Raw genomic sequence first — 313 nt, forward strand, 5'->3', positions numbered from 1 at the left:
TAAAAATAGGTATGATAGTTAAATCTATTCTTGAAGAAGCTTTTGAAAAAGTAGTTACTACTCGTGAAGAAGATAAGTTTTATTCTTTATCTTATCGTACTAATAAAGCTAATAATGAAAACTGTGATTACTTTGTAAGTATTCATATGAACTCTTCTGAAAACAAATCTGCAAAAGGTACTGAAACTTGGATATACGATACTAATAATAAAATCTGTAAGTTAGCTACTAATTTATCTTCAAATCTTTCTAATAAACTTAATACTACAAATCGTGGTGTTAAGATATCTAAAAAATTCTCAGTTTTAAAACA

At 25.2% G+C, this 313-nt stretch carries 1 protein-coding gene; it reads left to right on the forward strand.

The window, feature by feature from the left end:
• Positions 1–11: 11 nt before the first annotated feature.
• Positions 12–313: N-acetylmuramoyl-L-alanine amidase (locus LEQ07_RS19850; protein WP_263331971.1), on the forward strand; the 302-nt coding region annotated here is incomplete at its 3' end.

The sequence above is a fragment of the Paraclostridium sp. AKS73 genome, from assembly GCF_025671395.1.
GTDB classification, from domain to species: domain Bacteria; phylum Bacillota; class Clostridia; order Peptostreptococcales; family Peptostreptococcaceae; genus Paraclostridium; species Paraclostridium benzoelyticum.